Origin of the sequence: Brevundimonas sp. (assembly GCF_047617075.1) — a bacterium.
Taxonomy (GTDB): domain Bacteria; phylum Pseudomonadota; class Alphaproteobacteria; order Caulobacterales; family Caulobacteraceae; genus Brevundimonas.
The window spans coordinates 1-19,841 of the sequence record NZ_JBLGCI010000008.1; the positions used below are offsets into that span (position 1 = coordinate 1).

Below are 19,841 nucleotides of genomic sequence, written 5' to 3' on the forward strand. Positions count from 1 at the left end.
CGGGGAAGATGCGTCCGCCGATGGAGGAGTATTCTCCCTCGGTGTTCTCCCGCACCACATAGAAGTCGATGTCCCCGGGCGCGCGCCCGGCCAGGGGGCTGGGCACGCCGGGCATCAGCTTGACCGGACGCAGGTTGACGTACTGGTCGAACTCGCGCCGGAACTGGATCAGGGAGCCCCAGAGCGACACATGGTCCGGCACCGTCTCCGGCCAGCCCACGGCGCCGAAGAAGATGGCGTCATGGCCCCCGATCAGGGTCTTCCAGTCGTCCGGCATCATCTGCCCGTGCTGGAGGTAGTAGTCGCAGCAAGCGAATTCGAAGGTGTCGAAGGCGAAGGCGCAGCCGAAGCGCTGCGAGACCGCCTCCAGGACCCTGAGGCCTTCGGGAACGACCTCCTTGCCGATGCCGTCGCCGGGGATCACGGCGATGCGGTGGGGGGCGGAACGGGTCATGGGCGGGCTCCTTTGGGCGGTGCGGCGTCGTCGATGAGAATGGCGCGGAAATCATTGACGTTGGTGGGGGTCGGGCCCGTGGTCACGGTCTGGCCCAAGGCCTCGAAGAAGCCGTGGCTGTCGTTGCGGTCCAGGAAAGCCCGGGGGTCCAGACCAAGGGCGCGGGCGCGCGGCAGGGTCTCGGGATCGATCCAGGCGCCGGCGTGCGGCGGGGCGCCGTCGACGCCGTCTGTGTCGGCGGCCAGGGCCTGGACCCCGGCCATCCCGTCCAGGGCCAGGGCCAGGGCGAGCAGGAACTCGGTGTTGCGTCCGCCCCGGCCGTCGCCGCGCACGGTGACCGTGGTTTCTCCGCCGGACAGCAGGACCAGAGGTCGAGGCCGGCCTTCGCCGAGGCGGCGGCGGACCGCGTCGGCGTGGCGGGCGGCGACGGCGCGGGCCTCGCCCTGCAGGTGGGCGCCCAGGATCACGGGCGCCAGTCCCATGCGCCGGGCGGTCCCCGCCGCGGCCTGGAGGGCCCGGCTCGCATCGGCGACGATGGTCAGGATGCGCCGGGGGTCAGGAGGGCCGGGCTTGGGGGTTTCGCTGTCCGGGTTCAGGAGCCAGGCGCGGACGGCGGGGGGGATGTCATCGGGCGTCCAGGCTTCGAGGACGGCGAGCGCCTCAGCGCGGGTGGTGGGGTCGGGCACGGTGGGGCCGGAGGCGATCACCGAGGGATCGTCGTCGGGGGCGTCGGAAATGGCCAGGGTCACGAGGCGGGCGGGTCCGGCCTGAACCGCCAGGCGGCCGCCCTTGATGGCCGACAGATGCTTGCGCACGCAGTTGATGTCGGCGATGGGCGCGCCGCTGCGCAGCAGCGCCCGAACCACCGCCTGTTTGTCGGCGAGGGTGACGCCGGGGGCCGGGGCCGCCATCAGCGAAGAGCCGCCGCCGGAGATCAGGGCGAGGACCAGGTCGTCCGCGGTCAGGCCGTCCAGGCGGCCGAGGATGCTCTGGCCTGCGGTCTCGCTGGCCCGGTCGCTGACCGGGTGGGCCGCCGTGATGACGTCGATCCGGCGGCAGGGCGCGTCATGGCCATGGGGAACCACCACCACCCCCGACAGATCGCCGGACCAGCCGCGCTCCACCGCCAGGGCCATTTCGGCGGCCGCCTTGCCGGCGCCGACCACCACGGTGCGGCCCGCAGGCGGATCGGGAAGGCACGGCGGCACGACGACCAGCGGCGAGGCGGCGGCTGTGGCCGCTTCGTAGAGCTCGAGCAACGGGGCGATGGGTTCGCCGGGCGGGGTCGGCGACATGGATCAGGCTCCTCGGGGCGGCCGGGCTGTGGCGACAGACCGTCTTAGAGAAGTCGGGCGCAGGTGGTCATGCAGCGCGTGCATGAATTCATGCGCGGGGCGACGTGGCGCGCGGGGCGGGGAGGGGCTTGAACCCGGCGGAAGCGAAAGGAGGCCGCCATGGTCCAGACGTCCGCCCGCAGGGTCGTGGTCACCCAGCGTTTCTTCGACGAAGCGACCGTCGCCTGGCTGGAGGCGAACGGATGCCAGGTCGAGATCGCCGCCCTGCCGCCCGGCAAGGCCGACGGGGACCTGACCCCAGAGGAGATCATCGCGCTTCTGGAGGGGGCCCAGGGCTGGATCGTGGGGCACGCCCGGGTCACCCGCGCGGTCATGGAAGCCCTGCCGCAGCTGCAGGTGATCTCCAGGCGGGGCGTGGGCTACGAACGGGTCGATGTGGACGCCGCCCGTGAGCTGGGACGGGTGGTGGCCATCGCGGCGGGGGGCAATGACGCCTCGGTGGCGGACCATGTGATCGGCCTGATGATCGCCGTGGGGCGGCGCTTTCGCGAGCATCAAGCCAACATGGAAGGCGGCGACTGGCGCATCCTCACCGGCTCGGATCTCTATCGCAAGACCGTGGGCGTGATCGGTCTGGGCCGCATCGGCCGCAGCGTGGTCCGCCGGCTGGAAGGGTTCGAGGCCAGGGTGCTGGTGCATAGTCCCTCCGCCCCGACCGAGGCGGCGCGGGCGCTGGGCGCCGAGCCCGCCGGGCTGGAGGCGCTGCTGGAGCAGAGCGACTATGTGACGGTCCACGCGCCCCTGACGCCGCAGACCCGGTTCATGATCGATGCGACGGCCATGGGCCGGATGAAGCCCGGCGCGGTCCTGATCAACACCGCCCGCGGCGGGCTGGTGCAGGACGCTCATCTTTTGGCGGCGCTGAAGAGCGGTCATCTGGGCGGCGCGGGGCTGGATGTGTGGGTCAGCGAGAGCGACCCCGAGTTCCGCCCTGTCTCCGAGGCCCTGCTGGCGATGCCCAATGTGATCGGCACGCCCCATTCCGCCGCGTCCTCAAAGGAGGGACTGGACCGAACCAACCGGGTGGCGGCCGAGGCGGTGGTCGCCGTGCTTGACGGTCGGGACCCGGCCCCCGAATGTGTGGTGGCCGACGGCCGTTCCGGCCGTTGATGATGCGGGGACCTTCTGGATGGAGTTCGGCTGGCTGGAGGATTTTCTGGCCCTGGCCGAGCACGGGAGCTTCAGCCGGGCCGCCGAGCACCGCCGCGTGTCCCAGTCTGCCTTCAGTCGGCGCATTCGCATGCTGGAGGCCTGGATCGGGGTCACCCTGGTCAACCGGGACACCCACCGGGTCGCCCTGACGCCGGCCGGCGAAGAGTGGAAAAGCGTCTGCGAGGAGCTTCTGCGCAGCCTGGCCCAGGGGCGGGATCGCACCCGTGAGATGGCGGACGGCGCCGCGTCCACGATCCGCTTCGCCTCCACCCACGCCCTGTCCATGACGCTCTTCCCCGGATGGTTCGACGGCATCGAACCGGCGCTCCCGGACCGATCCAGCATCAGCCTGGTCACCGACAACATGGTGGGCTGCGAACGCCTCATGCTCCTGGGCCAGGCTCATCTGCTGCTCTGTCATCACCATCCGTCCAGCGCCACCGCCCTGTCAGAGAGACAGTTCACCAGTCTGGACATCGGCGAGGATCGGTTGACGCCGGTGTCGGCGCCGGACGGCGCCGGCCAGGCGCTTTATCGTCTCCCGGGGTCGAGGAGCCGCCCGGTTTCCTATCTGGCCTACAGCGATCGCTCCGGGATGGGGCGTATTCTCGAGGCGACTGGCGACAACGACCGCCCGGCGGCCTGGCTGGCGCCGGTGTTCACCGCCCATGTGGCGACGGTGCTCGCCAGCATGGCTCGCTCCGGCCGCGGCCTGGCCTGGCTGCCGGCAAGCCTGATCGCCGGGGATCTTGAAGCGGGGCGGCTGGTCCGCGCCGGCGAGGCCGAATGGGATACGTCCATGACCGTGCGCCTGTACCGTCCCAGAGCCCGCCAGAATCCATCGGTGGAGGCCCTGTGGGAGGCGGCGAGAGGGCTCAATGCGAAACGGGGACCTTAGGTCGCTGCGCACCGCCAGGACGCCAGGCGTCAGGGGCGGACGGCCAGGCTGACGTGGATGGGACGATAGGTCCGGACCCGGGAGTGCTCACTCTGGGCTGTCACTCTCAGCGCCAAGTCCGCGGCCGGGCGCTGCGTCAGCGCCGTATCCGCCGCACGCTTTTCGGCCTTGGATGCTTTTCCTTGCAGGCTTCTCGGCGTCTGGGCGGCCTGATGGGCGGCCTGGTGTCATCGACCGGTTTGGAAGGCGGTGAGTTGGCCAAGTTTAACTTGGCGAGCCGGCTAAAAGTCAAACTGGACAGAGGTTTGAAAATCTATATATATGCTAAGTATGGCTAAGCGAAATGATGGGAAATTAAACCATCTCATGTCCCAGCTTCCTGAGGGCTTGCTGGTCGACGCGGCGTGGATGAGCGCCCACGGCTACTCCACCGGGCTTCGCAGCCAATACGTCTCCGCAGGCTGGCTGGAACAGCCCGCCCGCCGCGTCTATCGCCGGCCACGGGGCAAGCTCAGTTGGGAGCAAGTGGTGATTTCCCTGCAGACCCTTCTGGAGCAGGCGTGTCTTGTGGGCGGGCGCACGGCCCTGGAGCTGCAAGGGTTCAGCCACTACCTCTCAGCCAACATAGGAGAGGTCCATCTCTACGGACCGAAGCCCTTGCCTGGCTGGGTAGAGCATCTGAACGTCGGCGTCCGGTTCCAATATCACAACAGCGAAAGGCTATTTCAAAACGACCCGATCACGTTCGGGCTGACGAGCCTCGCATCAGACGTCGCGACCAACATGCGCAGCAGCAACGATGCGATACACGGCAGCTCCAGGCCACTGCCGGTGGGCCACTTCGAATGGCCCCTGACGGTCTCCACGCCGGAGCGCGCTATCCTCGAAATGCTGGATCAGCTCCCAAGGAAGGAGAGCTTCCATCAGGTCGACAAGATGATGGAGAGTTTGACGACGCTCAGCCCACGACGCCTGTCGAAGCTCCTGCGCGACTGCAAGAGCGTGAAGGTGAAGCGTCTCTTTTTCTTCTTCGCCTTCCGCCACAATCACCGCTGGCTGTCACATCTGGACCCGAAAGCGTTCGATCTCGGGTCCGGCAAACGGATGCTCGTTGAAGGCGGAAAGCTGGATTCGCGCTTTTTGATCACGGTCCCAGAGGATCTCGATGCCCAGCCGTGAGACCTACGAACAGCAGGTCGCGCTGTTGGTGCGGATCCTGCCGATCCTGGCGACGGAGAGGGTGTTTGCCCTCAAGGGCGGCACGGCCATCAATCTGTTCGTTCGGGACCTTCCGCGCCTCTCGGTGGATCTCGATCTAACCTACATTCCCGTTCAGTCGTGGGACGAGTCGGTCAAGGGCATCGACGCGGGGCTGAACACCATCATCAACGGCGTCAGGAATACGATCGCCGGCGCCCAGGTGAACGTCCAGCGCTCGGCCCAGGGACACATCGAACGACTTCATGTTCAGGCTGGTGTCGCTATCAAGATCGAGGTCACGCCCGTCCTGCGCGGCGTGGTTTACGAGCCGAAAATGATGACCGTGACCGATGCCGTCGAGCAAAAGTACGGCTTTGCTGAGACCTGGGTGGTTTCGCAGGCCGACCTCTACGCCGGCAAGATCGTCGCGGCGCTGGATCGCCAGCATCCGCGCGATCTTTACGACGTGAAACTGCTTTTCGAGAACGAAGGCGTCAGCGACGCGCTTCGATGCGCCTTCATCGCCTATCTCCTCGGCAGCACCAAGGCCCTGAACGCCATCCTGAATCCTCAGCGCCGGGATCTCTCGCAGAAGTACGAGCAGGAGTTCGCCGGAATGGCGGCCGAGGGTCCGCCGCTGGAGACGCTGCTCGACATTCGCGAGAAGCTCATCGACACCATGGTCGCGGACATGCCGGACGCCCATCGTCGCTTTCTGCTCTCGTTCAAGCGGGGCGAACCGGACTGGGGCCTGTTTGGATTGCCCCATGTCGCCGACCTGCCGGCGGTAAGGTTCCGGGCTCAGAAGCTGCAGGGACTCAGTGTCCAACGCCGGGAAGAGGAGCTCCAGAAGCTCATCGAAGCGCTTTATCCGATCGGCGACAAGGAGCCGGAATAGCGGGTGGGGGCGGGCCCGGGAACCGCCCTGTCATCCGCCGCTCCCGGTTCCGCTGCGGGTCTGCTTTCGACGATGAACGGCCACCGCGAAAGTGGTTCGGATTTGGTTGCCGCTGACCTGGATCAGGCCAGTTCTTCCATGAGCAGGGACCGAAAGAGGGCTTGGCCGGCGGTCATGCCGTCCGACGCGGCGTAGGTGATGTTGGAGGCGGCGCGGGCCAGGTCGCCTGCGGCGAAGACGCCGGGCTGGGTGGTTTGCTGCATGGGATCCACCTTGACCAGAGGGCCCACCGGGGTGTCCGCCAGCTCGCAGCCCAGGCTTGCTGCGAAGCCATTGGACAGACGCACGCGGGAGCCCACGAAGATCGCCTTCAGGGGAATGAGGCGTCCATCAGTCAGGCGGGCGCCATCGAGTTGCGGCGCGGCGCCTTCAAGGGCGGCGATGGGGGTCCGTTCGAGGGTCACGCCGCGCCGATCGAGCATCCGTCGCTCTTCGGCGGACAGCTGGACGTCGGCGTCTAGGAACAGGGTCGGGGCGCCCCATTCCGCCACCATGAGGGCGTAGTGGGCGGTGTGCTCGCCCTGGCTGAGCACGCCGATGGGCCCCTGACCGATTTCATAGCCGTGGCACCAGGGACAGTGGATGGCGGTCTGGCCCCAGCGCTCCTTGACGCCGGGTATGGCCGGGGGCGTGTCCTCGACGCCGTGGGCAAGCAGCAGCCGGCGCGCCTCCACGACCGCACCATCGGCCATGGCGATGGAGAAGCCCTGGTCCGTGCGCTGAACCGAAACCACTTCGCCCTGGCGAAGCTGGGCGGTGGGATAGGCTGTGATCTGACGCCTGGCGTCACCTGTGATGTCGCCCCCGGGGCGCCCGTCATTGGACAGCATCCCGTGGGCGTGGGAGGCGAACCGGTTTCTCGGTCGGCCGTCGTCGATCACCACGACCTGTCGACGGGCCCGCGCCAGCTGCAGGCCCGCCGACAGGCCGGCGTAGGAGCCGCCGATGATCACGGCGTCATGTTGATGAGCGTTGTCTTGCATAGGCATGGATCAGGTCCCGGTTCGGATGTTCGGCCAGCCGCCGCGCGAAGTCCTTCGCGAGATCGGCCAGGGTGATGTCATGGAGCCGCTCCAGCAGCAGGGCGCGGGCGGCGGCGTAGGTGTTGGTCAGGGCGTCGTTGACGGCGGCCTCGACCAGGCAGCCGTCGGCCTCCACCGGCGGCGCGTCGGGCAGAAGACCGGTTCCGCCCAGGGCGTCATGGACCTGGCCCAGGGTGACCGAGTCGAGCGAACGGGCGAGACGCCAGCCGCCGCCGTGGCCCTTTTCCGAGGTGACGAGGCCCTGTTCGCGCAGGCCCGCCATGGTGCGGCGGACAACCACCGGATGGGTTGAAAGACAGGCCGCCAGCTGGTCGGACGTCATGGGCGAGCCGGTCCGGTCCTCCTGCTCGGCCATGTGGAGCAGGGCGTGCAGGACATTGGAAAGGCGGCTGTCGCGTTTCATGAAACATCAATTGTTACGTGATGGCGTCCAAGTCAAGGGTGCAGGCCGGGAAAAGGCCCGGGCGGCGTCCGCCTGGCTCGGTCTGTCAGTGCGCCGCCGGGCGCTGGCCGATCTCATCCGGTTGCAGGGTCAGCACCCGAACCCCGTCGGCGGTGACGGCCACGGTGTGCTCGAACTGGGCGGAGAGCCGGTTGTCGGCGGTGACCACGGTCCAGCCGTCGTCCAGGGTCCGCACGGAGCGAACCCCCTGGTTGAGCATGGGCTCGATGGTGAAGGTCATGCCTTCCTTCAGCGTCAGGCCCGTGGCGGGCCTGCCGAAATGCAGCACCTGGGGCGCCTCGTGCATTTCCCGGCCGATGCCGTGGCCGCAGAAGTCTCGAACCACCGAATAGCCGGACCGTTTGGCATGGCGCTCGATGGCGTGGCCGATATCGCCCAGCCGGGCGCCGGGACGCACGGCGCGGATGCCTTTCCACAGGGCTTCATGGGTGGTGCGGACCAGTTTTCTGGCCGCCGGGCTCACGGCGCCGATCATGTAGGTCTTGGAGGCGTCGGCGATGAAGCCGTTCTTCTCCAGGGTGATGTCCAGATTGACGATGTCACCCTCCGTGAGGATCTCGTCGGCGGAGGGCACGCCGTGGCAGACCACGGCGTTGGGCGAACTGTTCAGAACGAAGCCGTAGCCGTACTGCCCCTTGCTGGCGGGACGGGCGTTCAGCTGACCGGTGATGAAGGCCTCGACCCGGTCGTTGATGTCCAGGGTGCTCATGCCCGCGAGGGTCAGGCCGTCCAGATGGGTGAAAACGGAAGCGAGCAGACGGCCGGATTCCGCCATCAACTCCACCTCGGCCGGGCTCTTGATCATGCGGCGGCGGTCAGGTCGGGGGCGTCGACGCCCGCCGCCTTGAGCTCGCGCGCCACGATCTCGCGGAAGGTGAGCTCGGGGCTCAGTTCGCACAGCATGCCGATCCTGATCCAGAACGCGGCCTGACCATTGATCGATCGGCACGACGCGCGGCTGGCCCGACGCAGCTGTTCGTGCAGCTCATCCTCAATGTTGACGATGCCCATGGGGACTCCCGAAACATATATGCGACGTATATGATATGTATGACGCGGGACGCTGCGGCGCAAGGCCGGATCACCAGACGGCGGGCGCGCAGGTCCGGGCGGGAGTTTTCGTCAGGCCTTGCGCGCCGCCGCCTCCCTCTGGGCGAACAGGCGCGTGACCTCGGCCATGTTCTCGGTCCCCCACGTGCACAGGGGCACGAGAGACCGGGCGAGGCTGTAGCCCAGGGGCGTGAGGGCGTAGTCCACCCGCGGGGGGACTTCCTGATAGTCCGTCCGCTTCACCAGGTCGTCAGCCTCCAGCTCCTTGAGCTGCTGGATCAGCACCTTGTCGCTCACATCCCGTATGGCGCGTCGAAGCTCGCCGTAGCGGGTGGGGCCGCCCTGGGCGAGGAAGTAGAGGATCAGCGGCTTCCACTTGCCGGAGATGAGCTTGAGGGTGGCGTCCAGGCCGCAGGTGAAGCCGGGCAGGGGCCCGCCCGGCGCTTCGGCCTTGCTCGGCGCGGCGTCGTTCCTTGGTGTCAACGATCGTGGGGACATTTTTTACACTTACCAAATGGTGCATACTTGTCAAGAAGTGAGCGCAGCGCCAGCTCCGGGCTCCTCAACCAAGGAGCACTTCAATGGACAGACTCAAGGGCAAGACCGCCGTGATCACCGGCGGCGGCAGCGGCATCGGTTTCGGGGCCGCGCAAAGGTTCGTGGAGGAAGGCGCGTTCGTCTATCTGTTCGGGCGGCGACAGGAGCCGCTGGACGCCGCGGTCGCCCGGCTGGGCGGGGCCGCCCGCGCCGTCAGCGGTTCGGTGACGGATCCGGCCGATCTGGACCGGCTGTTCGCCGCGGTGAAGGCCGAACGGGGCGGACTGGACATCCTGTTCGCCAACGCCGGAACCGGCGCCTTCGCGGCGCTGGGCGAGATCACCCCGGAGCACTACGATCAGATCTTCGACGTCAATGTGAAGGGCACGGTGTTCACGGTGCAGAAGGCCCTGCCGCTGATGCCGTCCGGATCGTCCATCATTCTCACCGGCTCCAGCGCCGGGGTGATGGGCACGCCCGCCTTCAGCATCTACAGCGCCACCAAGGCCGCCATCCGCAACCTGGCGCGCAGCTGGGCCCTGGACCTGAAGGGCGCGGGCGTCCGGGTCAATGTGCTGTCGCCCGGCCCCATCACCACCGAACTCGCGACCGAGGTCCTGGGGGAGGAGGCCATCGAGGCCCTGGGCGCCTCCACGGTCGTGGGCCGCATGGGCGATCCGGCGGAGACCGGCGCGGTGGCGGCCTTCCTGGCGTCCGCGGACAGCCGCTTCATGACCGGGGGCGAGGTGTTCGTGGACGGCGGCCTGGCCCAGGTCTGACGCGGCCCGGGCGCGCCGCTGGTTGCGACCGCCGCGCTGCGCGAGCCGCGGCGCGGCGGTCCCTGCGCCCGATTGCCCGGCGCGGGTGAATCCGCCTAGACCGGCGATCGTCATCCAATCCAGGGAAGATCCCATGAACACCAGCGACCTCATCGATCACGTGGCCGGCGAAGCCGGTCTCACCAAGGCCCAGGCCAAAACCATCGTGGACGGCGTGCTGAGCCAGATCGCCGGCGCCGCCTCGCGGGGCGAGGAGGTCAATCTGCCGGGCTTCGGCAAGTTCAAGGTCCAGGATCGTCCCGCCCGTCAGGGCCGCAATCCGTCCACCGGCGAGACGATCCAGATCGCCGCCACGAAAAAGGTGAGCTTCCAGCCCGCCAAGGCGCTCAAGGACGCCGTCGCCGGCTGACCAGGCCCAGGCGCCCATCCGCGCGGCTCGCGCGCGGCTGGGCGCGCCGCCGCAGGCGGCCGCGGCGTGACGGGGCCGGCCTGACGCGCAGCGATGGCGCAGGGCCCATGCTTGTGATCGATGGCGCGGCGACCTAGCTGTTCATGCGATGGATTTGCACGGCATTGATCTCAATCTTCTGGTGGCGTTCGACGCCCTGAACGCCGAGCGCAACGTCACGCGCGCCGGCAAACGGGTGGGTCGCACCCAGCCGGCCATGAGCGCGGCCCTGTCGCGGCTGAGGGTGCTGCTGCGCGACGACCTGTTCATCAATGGTCCGGGCGGGCTGCAGCCCACCCCGCGCGCCCTGGAGCTGGCGGAACCCATTTCCCTGGCGCTCGGCGACATCCAGCGCACCCTGGCGTTCACCCGGGACTTCGACCCGTCCGCCGCCGCCATGACCTTTACGCTGGGTCTGTCGGGGCACGCCGAATCCGTGGTGCTTCCCAGACTGGTCTCCATCGTCTCGCGCCGGGCGCCGGGCGTGAACCTCAAGGTCGTCGGCTACGCCGACCGGGAAGACGCCGTGCGGTTGCTGGACGCCGGGGATGTGGACATGACCGTGGGCGCGCCGCCGCCCCAGACCGGCCGCATCCTCAGCGCCCGCCTGTTCCAGGAGCCGCTCGTGTGCATCCTGCGCAAGGACCACCCGGCCGCGGCCGGGCCGCTGGACGCCGAAACCTTCCTGTCCCTGGCCCATGTGGTGGCCTCCCCGCACAATGAAGGCATCGACGTGGCGGACGCGGCCCTGGCCTCCAAGGGATGGACCCGCCGCGTCGCGGTCACCGTTCCCAATATGGCCGCGGCGCCGCAACTGGTGGCCGGGTCCGACATGATCGCCACGGTGATGCGCAGCGTGGCCGCCGGCTCGGCCCAGGCGGACCGGCTGGCCTTCCTCGACTTTCCCCTGCCGCTGAATCCCGTGCCCTTCCTGCTGTCCTGGCACCGGCGCAACGACGCCCATCCGGCGCAGCGCTGGTTGAGACGCTGCCTTCGGGGCGCCTATCCCCATGTTTGGATCGCCCCCCAGCAGGTGTGCGCGGACCTGCGCGAGCAATACTACTGATCTGGGGCGGAACCGCAGTGACCCGGCCTGCCTTGGTCTTCTCCGCAGGAATGGTCCACACGCGCGCTCCGAAATCGAGCTCGGGCACGCGCATCATGGCGATCTCTCCCCGGCGCTGAAGTGTGAGCATGGCCAACTGGATGGCGATGCGGACGGGCCGGCTGACCATCACCGGCTCGTCGCGGCCGCCGGGCAGGGGGCGTCGCAGCCCCGAGGGATCGATGAGCGCGTTCCACAGCGCCCGGGTCTCCTCATCAGTGAGGATTCGGGTGCGGGGGATCTCCTCGGCGAGGTCGGCAAGCTCTCCGGCCGGATTGCGGGTCACCCGGCCTTCCAGCGTGCCCCAGGCATAGATCTGGCGCAGCAGGCCCCTTACCCGGTTGGACGTGACGCCGCGGCCCGCCGCCAGCAGCTCGCGCAACGGCTTCCTCACGGCATCCCGAGTCAGAGCCTCAACCCTGATGGACCCCAGGGACGCCAGATACTTCTTGTAGAGATAGCGCTCAGCCTTGATGGTCTGGGGACGCTTGCGCCGCCGACTGGGGCGATACTCGCCGGTCTCGCAGACGGCGAAATAGGCTTCTGCCAGGTCATCGACCGTGCGGATGGCTTCCGCCTTGGCCTCCGCCCTGGCAAGCTGTCGGCGCGTGGCCGGATCACCGCCGTCGTCGACCTCGGTCTGGATCTTGCGGGCGCGGGCCCTGGCGCCCGCCACCGTGAGCGCCGAGGTGTCGCCGGTCGCATGTTCTGGCGGCACGTAGTGGCCGAGGCGGACGCGCGGTTGACTTCCGTCCGCCCGGCGGTACCTGTATCCCCAGATCTTGGTGTTTTCGGACACCCGCAGATAGAGTCCCTTGAGGGCTGTATCCCAAAGCTCCAGGCGGCCGCCTTCGACGGCCTTGGCCGACGAGACAGTCCGGTCGGTGAGCTTCAAGGTCGGCATTCAGATCTCCGATGAGCCCTTCTGCTGGGGCACATATGGGGCACAGATTGCAGCAACTCGAAGAATAGCGGTGAAATGCGGTGGCGTCAAAAACGCTAATAGGAACAATGCACTAGCACTGTCCTGAATAGTGATGAAAAGCGCCGAAAACAACCTAGGATAGCGCTGGGGGTCAAGGGGTCGCAGGTTCGAATCCTGTCGCTCCGACCATTTCCTGAAAATGAAATGGATCGATCCGGGGCCGCATTCGTGCGGCCCCGCGATTGCCTATCCTCGCTCGGCCCACCTCAGCAGCGGGATCAGGGGCACGCCCCAGGCGATGCCGACGACGGGGTAGAAGATCAGGTCGATCCAGAAGCTGTCGGGCAGCACGTCGGCGATGACCGTGACCAGCCAGATGTAGAAGGCCAGGAACGCCACGGTTCCGATGGCGGCGATGAAGCGGCGGGTGCGCGCAGTCATGCCGCTCACCGCTTGTTGCGGGTCAGGAAATAGACCAGCAGCACCACGACTGATCCGGCCATGGCCCAGACGACCCAGCCCAGGTCGTCCATGGTATGGGCGCCGAAGACCCTCACCGCCAGGAACCAGCCGCACACTGAGCCGGTCAGGGACGCCAGCAGCGTGCGCGCGATTCCGCGACCGCCGGTCAGCATGTCGGCGACCCAGCCCAGGGCCAGGGCGCCGCCGACGGCCAGAATGATGTCCAGATGCTGCACGCCTCGCTCCGTGATTGCGGCGATCGGCAGAAGCGACCGCATGTCGCTGCGCCGATTTGCGACTGGTCCTTACGACATTCCGTAGGCATAGGGGAAACGTCGGGTTTCCGAACCCGGCCTCTGGCTCCTTTAGTGAACGACGGGCGTCGAATGAACCGTTTTTCCGCATGGGATCGCTCGCGCGCCGTGGCGATCTGGCTTTTCTGCGTGGCCGCCCTGGTGTTCGCCATGGTGGTGGTGGGCGGGATCACGCGCCTGACCGGCTCGGGCCTGTCGATCACCGAGTGGAAGCCCATCATGGGCGCGATCCCGCCCATGAACGAGGCGGACTGGAACGAGGCTTTCGCGCTGTATCGGGAAATCCCGCAGTACAGCCAGGTCAACGCCGGCATGACCCTGGGCGAGTTCAAGGGCATCTTCTGGTGGGAGTGGATCCACCGGCAACTGGGCCGTCTGATCGGCGTGGCCTTCGCCGTGCCGTTCCTGGTGTTCCTGGCCCTGCGCATGATCCCGCGACGGCTGGTGCTGCGGTGCGTGGTGCTGCTGGGACTGGGCGGGCTGCAGGGGCTGATCGGCTGGTGGATGGTGTCGTCCGGGCTGAGCGAGCGGGTGGATGTGGCGCCCGAGCGCCTGACGGTTCACCTGGGCCTGGCCTTCGTCATCTTCATGGGGCTGATCTGGACCGGGCTGGAGGCGTGGTTCGGCGAGGACCGCACGCGCTCGCCCGCGGGGTGGAGCCGGTTCGCCGCCGCCGTGCTGGGCGTGGTGTTCATCCAGAGCCTGCTGGGCGGGCTGGTGGCCGGGTCCAAGGCGGGCATGGTCTATACGGACTGGCCGCTGATGAACGGCATGGTCATCGCGCCGGTGAACTGGGGGCAGGGGGCGCTGGCGTTCCTGCACGATCAGGCGCTGGTCCAGTTCAATCACCGGATGATGGCCTATGCCCTGTTGGCGCTGACCACGGTCTATGGGGTGCAGGTCATCCGCGCCAAGCTGGCGCAGGGCGCCGGGGCCTCGGCCTGGGTGCTGCTGGCGCTGGTGTGGGCCCAGGCGCTGCTGGGCATCGCCACCCTGATGCACGCGGTGCCATTAACGCTGGGCGTGCTGCACCAGGCGGGGGCGGCCGTGGTGCTGGGCGCTGCGACGGTGAATTTGTGGCTGGTGCGGCGCTCCCAGCCGCGAATGTTCGGCTGAGCGGGTGGGTATTTTAATACCGTATTTGAAAACGCGTGTGATTTCATCGTTCTAGGTCGATTTGACGCCGAATAACGGCGTTGACGAACGCGGTCGGCCCCTCTATTGACCCCGCTTCCGCGCGGCGTCGGTCCTGTGATCTGCGTCCGCGACCCGATTTCGCCTCAGGACACCTGATCATGTTGAAGACCACCACGGCTTCCCTGAAGCCGGCCGAGGTCGAGAAGAAGTGGATCCATATCGACGCCGAGGGCGTCGTTGTGGGCCGTCTCGCGACCTTCATCGCCAACCGCCTGCGCGGCAAGCACCGCCCGGACTACACCCCGCACGTCGACTGCGGCGACTATGTCGTCGTGACCAACGTGGACAAGGTGGTGTTCACCGGCAAGAAGGCGACCGACAAGGTCTATTACCGCCACACCGGTCACCCGGGCGGCGTGAAGTCCACGACCCCGGAAAAGGTCCTGGGCGGACGCTTCCCCGAGCGCGTGCTTGAAAAGGCCGTCGAGCGGATGCTGCCCAAGGAAAGCCCCCTGGCCCGCAAGCAGATGACGCACCTGCGCCTGTTCGCCGGCGCCGAGCACACCCATCAGGCCCAGTCCCCCGAGACCATCGACTTCAAGTCGGCCTCGCCCAAGAACGCCCGGAGCCAGTAATGACCGACGTGACCAACGAAACGCCGGCCGCCACCGGCTTCGACGCCCTCAAGGGCATGGGAACCGCCGAGGCGGAAACCATCGTCCGCGAGCCCCAGATCGACGCCCAGGGCCGCGCCTATGCGACCGGCAAGCGCAAGAACGCCATCGCCCGCGTGTGGATCAAGCCCGGCTCGGGCAAGATCACCATCAACGGCCGGGACCAGGAAGTGTACTTCGCCCGCCCCGTGCTGCGCATGATGATCGCCCAGCCCATGCAGCTGAGCGACCGTGAAGGCCAGTTCGACGTGGTCGCCACGGTCGAGGGCTCTGGCCTGTCCGGCCAGGCCGGCGCCATCCGCCACGGCATCTCCAAGGCTCTGACCAACTACGAGCCGGACCTGCGCAAGGTGCTGAAGCCCCACGGCCTGCTGACCCGCGACAGCCGCGTGGTCGAGCGCAAGAAGTACGGCCGCGCCAAGGCCCGCCGCAGCTTCCAGTTCTCGAAGCGCTAACTCGCGACCCGCGAGTGGGAATACGAGGGCGCTTCGGGAAACCGGAGCGCCCTTTTTCTTTGTCCAGGCAAGCCATTATCGGGGGTGCGAATGACCGATTGGACGTCGCTTTTCGTGAAGATAGGCACTCCGCTGGTGGCGCTTGTCTTGGTGAGGAGCGTCTGGTGTTCGCTTCTCAAGGGCGAGACAGCGCTTGGCGGTGTACGATTCAACCGCAGTCGTAATCCGATAGGCTTTTGGTTGGTTGTTTCTTTCCAGGTTTTGGTGATCGGATTTTTCGTCATGCTCATATCGGATGTGTTCTTCGGACTGGATTTGCGATTCTGGCTATGATCCACACTATCTTCATCGACGGCGAGGCTGGGACCACGGGGCTGGAAATCCGGGAGCGGCTGGAGGCGCGCTCTGATCTGGAGCTGCTGCTGCTGGGCGACCGGCGGCGGGACGTGGACGCGCGGCGCGAGGCGCTGAACGGGGCCGATGCGGTGATCCTGTGCCTGCCGGACGACGCGGCGAGGGACGCCGTGGCCATGATCGAGAACCCGGCGGTGAGGGTGATCGACGCCTCCACGGCGCACCGGGTGGCGCCCGGCTGGACCTATGGCTTTCCGGAGATGGACGGGGATCAGCGGGCGGCGGTGGCGGGATCGACGCGTGTGTCGAACCCGGGCTGCTATCCCACCGGCTTCATCGCCCTGATGCGGCCGCTGGTGAAGGCGGGGCTGGTCCCGGCGGATCATCCGGTGAGCGTCAATGCGGTCAGCGGCTATTCCGGCGGCGGCAAGGCGATGATCGCCGAGTTCGAGGCCGAGGGCGCCTCGACCGCGCACCGGGCCTACGGCCTGACGCTGCAGCACAAGCATGTGCCGGAGATGACCCGGCACGCGGGGCTGTCCCGGCCGGTGCTGTTCGCGCCGGCGGTGGGGAACTATCGCCAGGGCATGCTGGTGGAGGTTCCTCTGCACCTGTCGGCCCTGCCGGAGACCCCGTCCATCGAGCGCATCCACGGGGCGCTGGTGGAGGCCTATGCGGGCGCGCGGTTCGTTGAGGTGGCGGACCTGGAAACCACCGAGGCCATGACCGGCATCGAGCCGGAGGGGCTGAACGGCACCAACCGCCTGCGGCTCCACGTGTTCGGAGATCGGGGCGGAGAGCAAGCGCGGCTGGTCGCCCTGCTGGACAATCTGGGCAAGGGCGCGTCCGGGGCGGCGGTTCAGAACCTGAACCTGATGCTGGGGCTGGACGAGGCGGCGGGCCTGATCTGACCCCTGCAACCGGCGCGGCGCCCCGGCCGTATCTGGGGCATGAGCACGATCCTTCATCGCCGCACGCTGCTGACCGGGGCCGGCGCTCTGGCGCTCAGCGCCTGCTCGGGACCGGCCGAGGCCGATCCGTCCGAGGCGCGCTTCGCGGACTTGCCGTTCCGCGATCTGAGCGAGGCCCAGTGGCGGCGACGCCTGCCCGCCGCGGCCTATCGGGTGCTGCGTCAGGAGGGCACGGAGCAGCCCTACAGCAGCCCGCTGGACGACGAGCGACGCCGGGGGATCTACGCCTGCCGGGGCTGTGAGCTGCCCCTGTTCCGGTCGCGGTGGAAGTACGATTCGCGCACTGGCTGGCCCAGCTTCTGGGACGTCATGCGGGAGAATGTCGGCTTGAAGACCGACTACCTGATCGGCGTGCCGAGGATCGAATATCACTGCGCCCGCTGCCTGGGGCACCAGGGCCATGTGTTCAACGACGGGCCCCGGCCGACGGGCAAGCGCTACTGCAACAACGGCGTGGCCTTGATCTTCCAGCCGGCCTGATCCGATCCCGGGTGGTGGAGAGGGCGGTCCGGGCGGTATGGGTGGACGATGAAATCGGCTGAAATTGAGTCGCCCCCTCCGTCACGGACGCCGGGCGGCGCCCGCGCCACCTCCCCATCGTTTCGATGGGGAGGAGAAAGGCGGGGCTGACCCATGGAATTCCAGGACGACGCCTTTGTGCTGTCGGCCCGCGCGCACGGGGACACCGGCGTGGTGGTCGAGCTGCTGACCGAGTTGCACGGGCGCCATGCCGCCTATGTGGCGGGCGGGGCGTCGCGGCGGATGAAGCCGTTCCTGCAGCCCGGCGCCCGGGTGGTCGCCGACTACCGAGCGCGGACCACCGAGCATCTGGGGTCGGCGAAGCTGGAGCCGGTGGGCGAGGGGCCGGCGGCCCTGTTTGACGACCCGCTGGCCCTGACCGGGCTGAACGCAGCGGCGGCGGTGGCGCAGGGGGCGCTGCCCGAGCGCGAGCCCCATCCGGGCGCCTTCCTGGCCTTCGAGGCCCTGATGGCGTCGTTCGCCTTTCCCGACATCTGGCCCGCCGTGTTCGTGCGCTTCGAGGCCGGGCTGCTGGAGGAGCTGGGCTTCGGCCTGGATCTGTCCAAATGCGCCGCCACCGGCACGGCGGATGATCTGGTGTGGGTCAGCCCGCGCACGGGCCGGGCGGTCAGCCGGGGGGCGGGGGCTCCCTATGCGGACAAGCTGCTGGCCCTGCCGCCCTTCATGCTGGGGGCGCAGGCGGGGCTGGGCCCGGGGGACGTGAAGGCGGGTCTGGACCTGACCGGCCACTTTCTGGAGACCTTCGTCTTCCACCCCTTCAACAAGCCGCTGCCGCCCGCCCGGGTCTGGATGCTGGACAAGCTGGCCGAGGCGGGGCGGCTGTAGAGCGCCCACGGGGCGGGTTTGATGACACAGGGTTCATGACCTCGATTTAAAATGACTTCGCGGGGCCTTTGTGGCGAATTCCTGTCCACACGACAGGGAGAACCACGCCATGAAACCCGCCTATCTGGTCGCCGCCGCCACCGCCGCCCTCGCTTTCGCCGGGGCCGCACACGCCGCCGAAGTGGAGATCCGCGACGCGGTGGCCCGCGTGGTGGTGATCCCCGAGGATCGCTCCGACATCGCCGTGGAGATCGAGCACGGATCATCCACTCTGGATCGGCTGACGGTGACGCGCCGGGGCTCGGACATCATCATCGACGGCGGACTGTCGGGCAGCGCGGTGCGCGAGTGCACCTCTGGCCCTGCCGACGCGAGCCAGCCGGGGCAGGGCGCCCGGGTCGAGGTGCGCGGCCACGGCACCATCAATGTCAGCGATGCGCCGCTGGTGGTGGTGCGCACGCCGCGCGACGTGGACGTGGACGCCGGCCGTTCGGGCGGTCGCAGCCGCCTGCTGGGCATCGTCCGGGGCGGCTCCGGCGGCGCGGTCTACGGCTCCATCGGCCGGGGCGCGAGCAGCATCGCACTGAGCAATCGCGGCTGCGGCGACTGGACCGTGGCCAATACCGATGGCGACCTGGATATCAGTAACGCCGGCTCGGGAACCATCCGCACGGGTTCGTCGCGCTCTCTTGATCTTTCAGTGGCCGGATCGGGCGGCGTAAGCGCCGGTGCGACCGGCGAAGCGGACATCTCCGTCGCGGGGTCCGGCGATATAACCCTGGCGGCTGTAGCGTCCGCGGACGTGGCGGTCGCCGGGTCGGGCGACGTGCGCATCGGACGCCTCGAGGGACCGACGCTGGACGTCTCGATCGCCGGGTCGGGCGATGTGCGCGTGAATGGGGGCCGGGTCGATACCCTGGATGTGTCCATCGCCGGTTCGGGGAATGTAGTGTTCGACGGCCGAGCTGGTGACGTGAGTGCGTCGGTCATGGGCTCAGGTGATGTGCGGGTGGCCGAGGCCACCGGCAGCGTGAACCGCAGCATCATGGGCTCCGGCGACATCCGCATCGGCGAGTAGGCGAGAGCATACGCCGGGGCCTCGCGGCCGGTCCGCGGGGCCCTTTCATCTTTCCGGCTTTTCCGGCTGGAGTTCGCTTGACGAAAGCGGAATCAACCGTCATAAGCCCCAACTCTTGTTGGACCGGCTGTGCATCTCCGGATGCAGACGCGGCCCGCAGGAACGACCTGAGACCCTGTTCTTTACAGTGCCCAGGATTTCACCGGCCTTCGCGGTTCTCCGCGTGGGCCGATCGTTTTTGCGGACGTGCGTACCCTGAGGGTCGTCAGACCCAAAGGCTCCGGTCTTTGAAATGGTTCACAGGGACGCGGTCCACCGACCGCTGTAGGAAAAACAACCGATATGGATCAAAGCATCCGCATCAGGCTGAAGGCCTTCGATCATCGCGTCCTGGACCATTCCACGCGCGAAATCGTCAACACGGCCAAGCGTACCGGCGCGACTGTTCGCGGCCCGATTCCGCTGCCGACTCTGATCGAGAAATTCACCGTCAACCGCTCGCCGCACGTCGACAAGAAGTCGCGCGAGCAGTTTGAAATCCGCACGCACAAGCGCGTGCTCGACATCGTCGACCCCACCCCGCAGACCGTGGACGCGCTCATGAAGCTCGACCTGTCCGCCGGCGTGGACGTCGAAATCAAGATTTAAGAGAGAAGAGGCGGGA

Annotated in this window: 25 protein-coding genes and 1 pseudogene; 16 read left to right on the forward strand and 10 right to left on the reverse strand. The window is 67.8% G+C overall.

Annotated features, from left to right (window positions below):
* Both ACI8U3_RS09730 and ACI8U3_RS09735 read right to left on the reverse strand, forming a co-directional pair.
* Window positions 1–454 (reverse strand): isocitrate/isopropylmalate family dehydrogenase (locus ACI8U3_RS09730; RefSeq protein ID WP_415014679.1); only part of this gene is annotated, 454 nt, incomplete at its 3' end.
* Complete coding sequence (locus tag ACI8U3_RS09735; RefSeq protein ID WP_415014680.1) at window positions 451–1,749, reverse strand: glycerate kinase type-2 family protein; 1,299 nt, start codon at window positions 1,747–1,749, stop codon at window positions 451–453. The genes ACI8U3_RS09730 and ACI8U3_RS09735, both read right to left, overlap by 4 nt.
* Window positions 1,750–1,908: 159 nt before the next feature.
* On the opposite strand from ACI8U3_RS09735, the gene ACI8U3_RS09740 reads away from it, so the two are divergent.
* The 4 genes from ACI8U3_RS09740 to ACI8U3_RS09755 all read left to right on the forward strand — a co-directional run bounded on the left by ACI8U3_RS09740 (window position 1,909) and on the right by ACI8U3_RS09755 (window position 5,957).
* Window positions 1,909–2,919 carry a phosphoglycerate dehydrogenase gene (locus ACI8U3_RS09740; protein ID WP_415014681.1) on the forward strand — a complete coding sequence of 337 codons (1,011 nt, stop codon included), beginning with the start codon at window positions 1,909–1,911 and terminating at the stop codon, window positions 2,917–2,919.
* 19 nt (window positions 2,920–2,938) lie between these two features.
* Window positions 2,939–3,859, forward strand: coding sequence for a LysR family transcriptional regulator (locus ACI8U3_RS09745; RefSeq protein ID WP_415014682.1), 921 nt, complete (start codon window positions 2,939–2,941; stop codon window positions 3,857–3,859).
* A gap of 330 nt (window positions 3,860–4,189) precedes the next feature.
* Window positions 4,190–5,038 (forward strand): type IV toxin-antitoxin system AbiEi family antitoxin domain-containing protein, encoded by an 849-nt coding sequence (locus ACI8U3_RS09750; RefSeq protein ID WP_415014683.1) that lies wholly within the window; start codon window positions 4,190–4,192, stop codon window positions 5,036–5,038.
* Window positions 5,025–5,957, forward strand: coding sequence for a nucleotidyl transferase AbiEii/AbiGii toxin family protein (locus ACI8U3_RS09755; protein WP_415014684.1), 933 nt, complete (start codon window positions 5,025–5,027; stop codon window positions 5,955–5,957). Before ACI8U3_RS09750 ends, ACI8U3_RS09755 begins: the two co-directional genes overlap by 14 nt.
* A gap of 122 nt (window positions 5,958–6,079) precedes the next feature.
* Here the strand turns inward: ACI8U3_RS09755 and ACI8U3_RS09760 are convergent, their stop codons facing one another.
* From ACI8U3_RS09760 to ACI8U3_RS09780, 5 genes are all read right to left on the reverse strand, one after another.
* A complete protein-coding gene (locus tag ACI8U3_RS09760) occupies window positions 6,080–7,006 on the reverse strand; it encodes an NAD(P)/FAD-dependent oxidoreductase (RefSeq protein ID WP_415014685.1) in 927 nt (308 codons plus the stop codon).
* Entirely contained in the window at window positions 6,975–7,463 is a 489-nt protein-coding gene (locus ACI8U3_RS09765) for an Rrf2 family transcriptional regulator (RefSeq protein ID WP_415014686.1), read from the reverse strand. Before ACI8U3_RS09765 ends, ACI8U3_RS09760 begins: the two co-directional genes overlap by 32 nt.
* A gap of 85 nt (window positions 7,464–7,548) precedes the next feature.
* Complete coding sequence (map, locus tag ACI8U3_RS09770; protein ID WP_415014687.1) at window positions 7,549–8,328, reverse strand: type I methionyl aminopeptidase; 780 nt, start codon at window positions 8,326–8,328, stop codon at window positions 7,549–7,551.
* On the reverse strand, window positions 8,325–8,534 hold the full coding sequence (locus tag ACI8U3_RS09775) for a ParD-like family protein (RefSeq protein WP_415014688.1): 210 nt from the start codon (window positions 8,532–8,534) through the stop codon (window positions 8,325–8,327). The genes map and ACI8U3_RS09775 overlap by 4 nt, the downstream gene beginning before the upstream one ends.
* A gap of 111 nt (window positions 8,535–8,645) precedes the next feature.
* On the reverse strand, window positions 8,646–9,071 hold the full coding sequence (locus ACI8U3_RS09780) for a winged helix-turn-helix transcriptional regulator (protein WP_415014689.1): 426 nt from the start codon (window positions 9,069–9,071) through the stop codon (window positions 8,646–8,648).
* A gap of 83 nt (window positions 9,072–9,154) precedes the next feature.
* Here ACI8U3_RS09780 and ACI8U3_RS09785 point away from each other — a divergent pair, with 83 nt between their 5' ends.
* The 3 genes from ACI8U3_RS09785 to ACI8U3_RS09795 all read left to right on the forward strand — a co-directional run bounded on the left by ACI8U3_RS09785 (window position 9,155) and on the right by ACI8U3_RS09795 (window position 11,403).
* Window positions 9,155–9,889, forward strand: a complete 735-nt coding sequence (locus tag ACI8U3_RS09785) for an SDR family NAD(P)-dependent oxidoreductase (protein WP_415014690.1) — start codon at window positions 9,155–9,157, stop codon at window positions 9,887–9,889.
* Between the two features lie 133 nt (window positions 9,890–10,022).
* The gene (locus tag ACI8U3_RS09790; protein WP_415014691.1) at window positions 10,023–10,298 is read left to right on the forward strand and encodes an HU family DNA-binding protein; all 276 of its coding nucleotides are present in this window, start codon (window positions 10,023–10,025) and stop codon (window positions 10,296–10,298) included.
* A gap of 154 nt (window positions 10,299–10,452) precedes the next feature.
* On the forward strand, window positions 10,453–11,403 hold the full coding sequence (locus tag ACI8U3_RS09795) for a LysR family transcriptional regulator (RefSeq protein WP_415014692.1): 951 nt from the start codon (window positions 10,453–10,455) through the stop codon (window positions 11,401–11,403).
* 307 nt (window positions 11,404–11,710) lie between these two features.
* On the opposite strand, the pseudogene ACI8U3_RS09800 reads toward ACI8U3_RS09795, so the two are convergent.
* The 3 genes and pseudogenes from ACI8U3_RS09800 to ACI8U3_RS09810 all read right to left on the reverse strand — a co-directional run.
* Window positions 11,711–12,346: pseudogene (locus ACI8U3_RS09800) on the reverse strand (integrase arm-type DNA-binding domain-containing protein); the annotation flags it as partial.
* 267 nt (window positions 12,347–12,613) lie between these two features.
* Window positions 12,614–12,808, reverse strand: coding sequence for a DUF2842 domain-containing protein (locus tag ACI8U3_RS09805; protein ID WP_415014693.1), 195 nt, complete (start codon window positions 12,806–12,808; stop codon window positions 12,614–12,616).
* Between the two features lie 5 nt (window positions 12,809–12,813).
* Complete coding sequence (locus ACI8U3_RS09810; protein WP_415014694.1) at window positions 12,814–13,065, reverse strand: transglycosylase; 252 nt, start codon at window positions 13,063–13,065, stop codon at window positions 12,814–12,816.
* A gap of 150 nt (window positions 13,066–13,215) precedes the next feature.
* On the opposite strand from ACI8U3_RS09810, the gene ACI8U3_RS09815 reads away from it, so the two are divergent.
* The 9 genes from ACI8U3_RS09815 to rpsJ all read left to right on the forward strand — a co-directional run bounded on the left by ACI8U3_RS09815 (window position 13,216) and on the right by rpsJ (window position 19,825).
* On the forward strand, window positions 13,216–14,259 hold the full coding sequence (locus tag ACI8U3_RS09815) for a COX15/CtaA family protein (protein WP_415014695.1): 1,044 nt from the start codon (window positions 13,216–13,218) through the stop codon (window positions 14,257–14,259).
* Between the two features lie 182 nt (window positions 14,260–14,441).
* Window positions 14,442–14,915, forward strand: coding sequence for a 50S ribosomal protein L13 (rplM, locus tag ACI8U3_RS09820; protein ID WP_415014834.1), 474 nt, complete (start codon window positions 14,442–14,444; stop codon window positions 14,913–14,915).
* On the forward strand, window positions 14,915–15,409 hold the full coding sequence (gene rpsI, locus ACI8U3_RS09825; protein ID WP_415014696.1) for a 30S ribosomal protein S9: 495 nt from the start codon (window positions 14,915–14,917) through the stop codon (window positions 15,407–15,409). Before rplM ends, rpsI begins: the two co-directional genes overlap by 1 nt.
* A 90-nt stretch (window positions 15,410–15,499) precedes the next feature.
* Window positions 15,500–15,742: a hypothetical protein gene (locus ACI8U3_RS09830; RefSeq protein WP_045319033.1), complete on the forward strand. Its 243-nt coding sequence runs from the start codon at window positions 15,500–15,502 to the stop codon at window positions 15,740–15,742.
* The gene (gene argC, locus ACI8U3_RS09835; protein WP_415014835.1) at window positions 15,733–16,674 is read left to right on the forward strand and encodes an N-acetyl-gamma-glutamyl-phosphate reductase; all 942 of its coding nucleotides are present in this window, start codon (window positions 15,733–15,735) and stop codon (window positions 16,672–16,674) included. Before ACI8U3_RS09830 ends, argC begins: the two co-directional genes overlap by 10 nt.
* Window positions 16,675–16,713: 39 nt before the next feature.
* The gene (gene msrB / locus ACI8U3_RS09840) at window positions 16,714–17,214 is read left to right on the forward strand and encodes a peptide-methionine (R)-S-oxide reductase MsrB (RefSeq protein ID WP_415014697.1); all 501 of its coding nucleotides are present in this window, start codon (window positions 16,714–16,716) and stop codon (window positions 17,212–17,214) included.
* A gap of 153 nt (window positions 17,215–17,367) precedes the next feature.
* Window positions 17,368–18,099 carry a DNA repair protein RecO gene (recO, locus tag ACI8U3_RS09845; protein ID WP_415014698.1) on the forward strand — a complete coding sequence of 244 codons (732 nt, stop codon included), beginning with the start codon at window positions 17,368–17,370 and terminating at the stop codon, window positions 18,097–18,099.
* Window positions 18,100–18,208: 109 nt separating this feature from the next.
* The gene (locus tag ACI8U3_RS09850; protein WP_415014699.1) at window positions 18,209–19,177 is read left to right on the forward strand and encodes a GIN domain-containing protein; all 969 of its coding nucleotides are present in this window, start codon (window positions 18,209–18,211) and stop codon (window positions 19,175–19,177) included.
* A gap of 342 nt (window positions 19,178–19,519) precedes the next feature.
* Window positions 19,520–19,825 (forward strand): 30S ribosomal protein S10, encoded by a 306-nt coding sequence (gene rpsJ / locus ACI8U3_RS09855; protein ID WP_021698470.1) that lies wholly within the window; start codon window positions 19,520–19,522, stop codon window positions 19,823–19,825.
* Window positions 19,826–19,841: the final 16 nt, after the last annotated feature.